The following is a 6,212-nucleotide window of genomic DNA, read 5'->3' on the forward strand; positions in this document are numbered from 1 at the left end:
GAGGCCTGGCAGTTGGTGCCGAGGCTGGTATGGTCCACTGCGAATGCTGGGTTAATCGGGAGAGGTCTGCATGCGACTCACAGACGAACAACTGCTGGTATTGCTGTCCGATCTGGAATCGGACCGGGCAGAACGGAAGGAGAGCTTCAAGGGGGATGCCCCCGAGAAGGTGCGTCAGGCCGTGTGTGCGTTCGCCAATGATCTGCCTGGTCATGGGCAGCCCGGGGTGGTTTTCATCGGCGCGAAAGACGGCGACGGCGCCTTGACCGGGCTGGAAATTACCGACCAACTGCTGCTTGCCCTGGCGGACATCCGCTCGGATGGAAACATCCTGCCGTTTCCCAGCATGACGGTTGAAAAGCGTCGCCTGGGCGACAAGGATGTCGTCGTGATGACCGTCATGCCTGCCGAAGCGCCGCCCGTGAAATACAAAGGGCGCATCTGCATCCGCACCGGACCGCGGCATGGTATTGCGAACGCGCAGGACGAACGCTTGCTGAATGAACGGCGACGCCACGGCGATTTGCCTTTCGATCTGCAGCCCGTATCGTTCGCGTCGCTTGCCGATCTGAGCCGCAGCGCTTTCGAGACCGAATACCTTCCCGGCGCATTCGCACCGGACGTGCTGGAGGCCAATCACCGCACCTATGAAGAGCGGTTGAGCGCCTGCCGGATGATCGATTCCGTCGCATCGCCCCTGCCGACCGTGCTGGGAGCGATGGTGATCGGCACGCGTCCGCGCGACCTGATCCCCTGCAGCTATGTCCAATTCCTGCGGATCGATGGTGTCGAACTCGACGACCCCATCGTCGACGAAGCAGTGATCGACGGACGCCTGGGCGAAATCATCGGCCGGCTGGACGACAAGCTGCGTGCGCATATCGCCACCCGGGTCGATGTGGCGTCGGGGGATGTCGAAAGACGCAGGGCGGACTATCCTTTGGCGGCGCTCCAGCAACTGCTTCGCAATGCCGTGATGCACCGCACCTACGAGGCCACGAATGCTCCCATACGGGTAACGTGGTTCAACGACCGTATCGAAATCGTCAGCCCTGGAGGGCCCTACGGGATCGTGAACGCCGGCAACTTCGGGCAGCCGGGCATTACCGACTACCGCAATCCGCATTTGGCCGAGGCCTTGAAAGTGCTGGGCTATGTGCAGCGGTTCGGCGTGGGGATTGCCACGGCGCGCAGACTGCTGGCGGACAACGGTAATCCGCTGCCGGAATTCGAGGTCAGAGCCACCCACGTGCTGGTGATTGTGCGGAGGCCCGCATGAACCTGCCTGTACTGACATTCTTCAACAATAAGGGCGGCGTTGGAAAGACGTCCCTGGTCTATCACCTGTCCTCCATGTTCGCCGAGTTGGGGGTTCGCGTTCTGGCGGTCGATCTCGACCCCCAGGCCAACCTCACGGCGGCTTTCCTCGACGAGGACCAGTTGGCCGGCCTCTGGGAGGACGAACTGAAGGTTTCCACCATCTACGACAGTGTGAAGCCTTTGCTGGACGTGGGGGACTTCGCTCCGGCGGACTATCAAGTCATCCATCCACGTCTGGCATTGATTCCCGGCGACCTTGGCCTATCCGGCTTCGAGGATCAACTCTCGGCCACCTGGACCGAGGCGATGGACGATAACAACAAGACACGGCCTTTCCGCATCCTGACTGCGTTCTGGCGCAGTGCGCAGGAGGCCGCGGCGCGGTTCGATGCGAGCCTGATCGTCGTCGATGTCGGCCCCAACCTTGGAGCCATCAACCGTGCCGCACTGCTGGGCAGCAATCATGTCGTTGTTCCCCTTGGAGCAGACCTGTTTTCGCTGCAGGGTTTGCGAAATCTCGGGCCCACCTTGCGGGAGTGGCAAAAAGGGTGGGATAAGCGCCGCGGAAGTTGGGAGCGGCCCACGTTCGACTTGCCCAGTGGGAGCATGACGCCGGCCGGCTACATAGCCATGCGGCATGGCGTGCGGCTTACGCGGCCGGTCAAGGCCTACACGCGCTGGTTGAACCAGATTCCGGCGGAATTCAGGAGGAGCGTGCTCGGCGAGGACATCGGCAAGAAAACCTTGCCTGCTATCGAACAGGATCCTTACTGCTTGGCCACGCTCAAGAATTACAACAGCCTGATGCCCTTGGCCCAGGAAGCGCGCAAACCGGTATTTTCCTTGCGTGCGGCAGACGGTGCCATCGGCTCTCACGCTAATGCGGTGCAGAAGGCGCATGGCGATTTCAAAGTGCTTGCACAGGAATTGGCCAGGCGAATCGACCTTGTTTTGCCCTTGGCTCATGGATAGGCAGTGCCCGCCCCTTCAGAGGTGAACTCCACCGCCTTCAAATCAAAAAATGGGAAATCCTGAAATGACTACGACCGACGCTGCATTAAAACGCATCCGTCCCGATGTCCGCGCAATGCACGCTTACGCGGTGCAGTCCGCGGCGGGCTTTCTCAAGATGGACGCGATGGAGAACCCCTTCACGCTGCCCGGGCCGCTGCAGGAGGCGCTTGGCCGCCGCCTCGGCGCGCTGGCGCTCAACCGCTACCCCGGCGCGCGCCTGAACGACCTGCGCGATGCCATCGCCGCGCACGCCGGCGTGCCCGAGGGCAGCGCGCTGGTGCTGGGCAACGGCTCGGACGAGCTCATCACGCTGCTGGCGCTGGCCTGCGCGCGCCCCGGCACCGGCGAGCGCGCCACCATGCTCGCGCCCCTGCCGGGCTTCGTCATGTACCCCATGAGCGCGCAGCTGCAGGGGCTGGATTTCGTGGGCGTGCCGCTCACGCCCGACTTCGAGCTGGACGAGCCCGCGATGCTCGCGGCCATCGCCGCGCACCGCCCGGCCATCACCTACCTCGCCTACCCCAACAACCCCACCGCCACGCTGTGGGACGAGGGCGCGGTGCAGCGCATCATCGACGCGGCCGGCGCGCAGGGTGGCATGGTGGTGATGGACGAGGCCTACCAGCCCTTCGCGAGCCGCACCTGGATCGACCGCATGCGCGCCGAGCCCGCGCGCAACGCGCACGTGCTGCTGATGCGCACGCTCAGCAAGTTCGGCCTGGCGGGCGTGCGCCTGGGCTACCTGATCGGCCCGGCCGCGCTCGTGAACGAGATCGAGAAGGTGCGCCCGCCCTACAACGTGAGCGTGCTCAACTGCGAGGCCGCGCTCTTCGCGCTGGAGCACGCCCCGGTTTTCGCGGCCCAGGCCGCCGAACTGCGCGCGGCGCGCACGCAGCTGGTGGCCGACCTGCGAGCCATGCCCGGCATCGAACGGGTGTGGGACAGCGAGGCCAACATGGTGCTCATCCGCGTGCCCGATGCCGCGCGCGCCTTCGAGGGCATGAAGGCCCGCAAGGTTCTCGTCAAGAACGTTTCTACAATGCACCCACTGCTGGCCCGCTGCCTGCGCCTCACGGTGGGCACCATGGCCGACAACGCCCAGATGCTCGACGCGCTCCAGGCTTCCCTATGACTTCCTCCGCACTCGTTCCCTCCGCCGCCCTTGAGGGCCCCGACGCCGACCGCATCGCCGAGGTCGCCCGCACCACCGCCGAGACGCGCATCCGCGTGCGCGTGAACCTCGACGGCACGGGCGCCGTGCGCCTCGCCTCCGGCATCGGCTTCTTCGACCACATGCTCGACCAGATCGCGCGGCACGGCCTCATCGACCTGGAAGTCGAGTGCGAAGGCGACCTGCACATCGACGGCCACCACACGGTGGAAGACGTCGGCATCACGCTCGGCCAGGCCTTCGCGCGCGCCGTGGGCGACAAGAAGGGCATCCGCCGCTACGGCCATGCCTACGTGCCGCTCGACGAGGCGCTCTCGCGCGTGGTGGTCGATTTCTCGGGCCGCCCGGGCCTGCACATGGACGTGAAGTTCACCGCCGGCAGCATCGGCCAGCTCGACACCCAGCTCGTCTACGAATTCTTCCAGGGCTTCGTGAACCACGCGGGCGTGACGCTGCACATCGACAACCTCAAGGGCTTCAACGCCCACCACCAGTGCGAGACGATCTTCAAGGCGTTCGCGCGGGCCCTGCGCGCCGCGCTGGAGCGCGACCCGCGCACGGCCGGCGTCATCCCCTCCACCAAGGGTTCGTTGTAAGGAAGTTGAGCTGAAGAGGCTCCATGTCGGCGTCTTTTCTATCTTTGTTGCTATGAATATCGAAGCAAAAACCGTGGCCGTGGTGGACTATGGCATGGGCAATCTGCGTTCCGTCTCGCAGGCCGTGCAGGCCGCCGCCGAGGGCAGCGGATGGACCGTGGTCGTGACCTCCCGCCCCGAGGAGGTGCGCGCTGCGCAGCGCGTGGTGCTGCCGGGGCAGGGCGCCATGCCGGACTGCATGCGCGAGCTGCGCGAATCCGGCCTGCAGGAATCGGTGCTGGAGGCCGCCGCCTCCAAGCCCCTCTTCGGCGTGTGCGTGGGCATGCAGATGCTGCTGGACCACAGCGCCGAGGGCGACACCCCCGGCCTGGGCCTCATCCCCGGCGACGTGCGGCGCTTCGACCTCGCGGGCCGCACGCAGCCCGACGGCAGCCGCTACAAGGTGCCGCAGATGGGCTGGAACCGCGTGCGCCAGGTGCCCCATGCGGGCGGCGCGCACCCCGTGTGGGACGGCATCCCTGACGAAAGCTATTTTTATTTCGTGCACAGTTTCCATGCCCTGCCGCGCGATGCAGCGCACACCGCGGGGGAAACCGACTACGGCGGGTGCTTTGCATCCGCCATCGCACGCGATAATATTTTTGCCACGCAATTCCATCCAGAGAAAAGTTCCGGGCACGGTTTGGCGCTCTATCGCAACTTCCTCCACTGGAATCCCTGATTTCCTTCAACCCCGGCCGGGCCGTCGCGCCCGCCACGGCATTCCTTCACCCTTCGCCCTCCATCATGCTGCTCATCCCCGCCATCGACCTCAAGGACGGACACTGCGTACGCCTCAAGCAAGGTGACATGGATCAATCCACCACGTTCGGCGAGGACCCCGCGGCCATGGCGCGCAAGTGGGTGGACGCCGGCGCCCGGCGTCTGCACCTCGTGGACCTGAACGGCGCCTTCGCCGGCACGCCCAAGAACTACGCCGCCATCAAGGCCATCCTCAAGGAAGTGGGCGACGACCTGCCCGTGCAGCTCGGCGGCGGCATCCGCGACCTGGACACCATCGAGAAATACATCGACGGCGGCCTGCGCTACGTCATCATCGGCACGGCCGCCGTGAAGAACCCCGGCTTCCTCAAGGACGCCTGCAGCGCCTTCGGCGGCCACATCATCGTGGGCCTGGACGCCAAGGACGGCAAGGTCGCCACCGATGGCTGGAGCAAGCTCACGGGCCACGAGGTGATCGACCTCGCCAAGAAGTTCGAGGACTGGGGCGTCGAATCGATCGTCTATACCGACATCGGCCGCGACGGCATGCTCTCGGGCATCAACATCGACGCCACGGTGAAGCTGGCCCAGGCCCTCAGCATCCCCGTCATCGCCTCGGGCGGCCTCGCCGGCATGACCGACATCGAGCAGCTCTGCGCCGTGGAGGGCGAAGGCGTGGAAGGCGTCATCTGCGGCCGCGCGATCTATTCGGGCGATCTGGATTTTGCGGCGGCGCAAAGCCGCGCGGACGAACTGAACGGCGTGGCCTGATCCCCGGGCCCGCCGCCGGGGTCGCCGGGGAGCCATCACCCGCCGGGCGGCAGGCGATGGCCGCGCCCGGAAGCTGCGGCCGCGCTTACGAAGCCGAGGTGTAGGTGGTGCCTGTCCGCGTCTTGGGGAGGTCGGCGTTGATGCTCTTCAGTATCGACTCCTTGGAGGAGCCCTCGATTTCGACCGTGACGGGTCCGACCTGCTCGACGTTCTCCGCGTCGTATCCGAGGTCCTCGATACAGAAGTTGTAAGAACGTGTTTACGATCTTCTGAGTAGCAGAGCCAGAAACGCCAAGTGGACGAACTGTAAGCTGGTGTTGAGCCATCGCTCACAGTTCTTCCATAGCCGCCGATTCTTGTCCAGCCAAGCAAAGCTGCGCTCAACCACCCAGCGCTTGGGCATGACCTTGAAGGTGTGCAACTCGCTTCTCTTGGCGATCTGCACCGTCACATGCTCACCCAGGATGTCCTTGACGCCTTGCGCGAAGGGCTCGCCTGTGTAACCGCTGTCCGTCAGCACACTTTGCACCCGCCCCAGCGAGCGCTTGCAGCGCTTGAAGGCCGCAAGCGCTCCCTTG

7 protein-coding genes are annotated in these 6,212 nt (G+C 65.1%); 6 read left to right on the top strand and 1 reads right to left on the bottom strand.

All coding sequences use genetic code 11. The features are described from left to right. Positions 1 to 70: 70 nt before the first annotated feature. From AX018_RS12910 to hisA, 6 genes are all read left to right on the top strand, one after another. Positions 71 to 1,279, top strand: coding sequence for an ATP-binding protein (locus AX018_RS12910; RefSeq protein WP_111877691.1), 1,209 nt, complete (start codon positions 71 to 73; stop codon positions 1,277 to 1,279). Further along, positions 1,276 to 2,292, top strand: coding sequence for a ParA family protein (locus tag AX018_RS12915; protein ID WP_111877692.1), 1,017 nt, complete (start codon positions 1,276 to 1,278; stop codon positions 2,290 to 2,292). The genes AX018_RS12910 and AX018_RS12915 overlap by 4 nt, the downstream gene beginning before the upstream one ends. Before the next feature lie 64 nt (positions 2,293 to 2,356). Beyond that, complete coding sequence (locus AX018_RS12920) at positions 2,357 to 3,466, top strand: pyridoxal phosphate-dependent aminotransferase (protein ID WP_111877693.1); 1,110 nt, start codon at positions 2,357 to 2,359, stop codon at positions 3,464 to 3,466. Continuing rightward, entirely contained in the window at positions 3,463 to 4,101 is a 639-nt protein-coding gene (gene hisB, locus AX018_RS12925) for an imidazoleglycerol-phosphate dehydratase HisB (protein WP_111877694.1), read from the top strand. Before AX018_RS12920 ends, hisB begins: the two co-directional genes overlap by 4 nt. 52 nt (positions 4,102 to 4,153) lie before the next feature. Beyond that, positions 4,154 to 4,822: an imidazole glycerol phosphate synthase subunit HisH gene (gene hisH / locus AX018_RS12930; protein ID WP_111877695.1), complete on the top strand. Its 669-nt coding sequence runs from the start codon at positions 4,154 to 4,156 to the stop codon at positions 4,820 to 4,822. Positions 4,823 to 4,887: 65 nt separating this feature from the next. Then, positions 4,888 to 5,634 carry a 1-(5-phosphoribosyl)-5-[(5-phosphoribosylamino)methylideneamino]imidazole-4-carboxamide isomerase gene (gene hisA, locus AX018_RS12935; RefSeq protein WP_111877696.1) on the top strand — a complete coding sequence of 249 codons (747 nt, stop codon included), beginning with the start codon at positions 4,888 to 4,890 and terminating at the stop codon, positions 5,632 to 5,634. Positions 5,635 to 5,893: 259 nt separating this feature from the next. Here the strand turns inward: hisA and AX018_RS12940 are convergent. Further along, on the bottom strand, positions 5,894 to 6,212 hold a 319-nt coding region (locus tag AX018_RS12940; protein WP_146749253.1), incomplete at its 5' end, for a transposase.

It is taken from the genome of Paracidovorax anthurii (genome assembly GCF_003269065.1).
GTDB lineage: Bacteria > Pseudomonadota > Gammaproteobacteria > Burkholderiales > Burkholderiaceae_C > Paracidovorax > Paracidovorax anthurii.

What these genes read in the sequence shown, in the direction of transcription:
- AX018_RS12920 (WP_111877693.1), top strand. Translation starts at nt 2,357, where the DNA reads ATGACTACGACCGACGCTGCATTAAAACGCATCCGTCCCGATGTCCGC.
- hisH (WP_111877695.1), top strand. Translation starts at nt 4,154, where the DNA reads ATGAATATCGAAGCAAAAACCGTGGCCGTGGTGGACTATGGCATGGGC.
- hisB (WP_111877694.1), top strand. Translation starts at nt 3,463, where the DNA reads ATGACTTCCTCCGCACTCGTTCCCTCCGCCGCCCTTGAGGGCCCCGAC.
- AX018_RS12910 (WP_111877691.1), top strand. Translation starts at nt 71, where the DNA reads ATGCGACTCACAGACGAACAACTGCTGGTATTGCTGTCCGATCTGGAA.
- AX018_RS12915 (WP_111877692.1), top strand. Translation starts at nt 1,276, where the DNA reads ATGAACCTGCCTGTACTGACATTCTTCAACAATAAGGGCGGCGTTGGA.
- hisA (WP_111877696.1), top strand. Translation starts at nt 4,888, where the DNA reads ATGCTGCTCATCCCCGCCATCGACCTCAAGGACGGACACTGCGTACGC.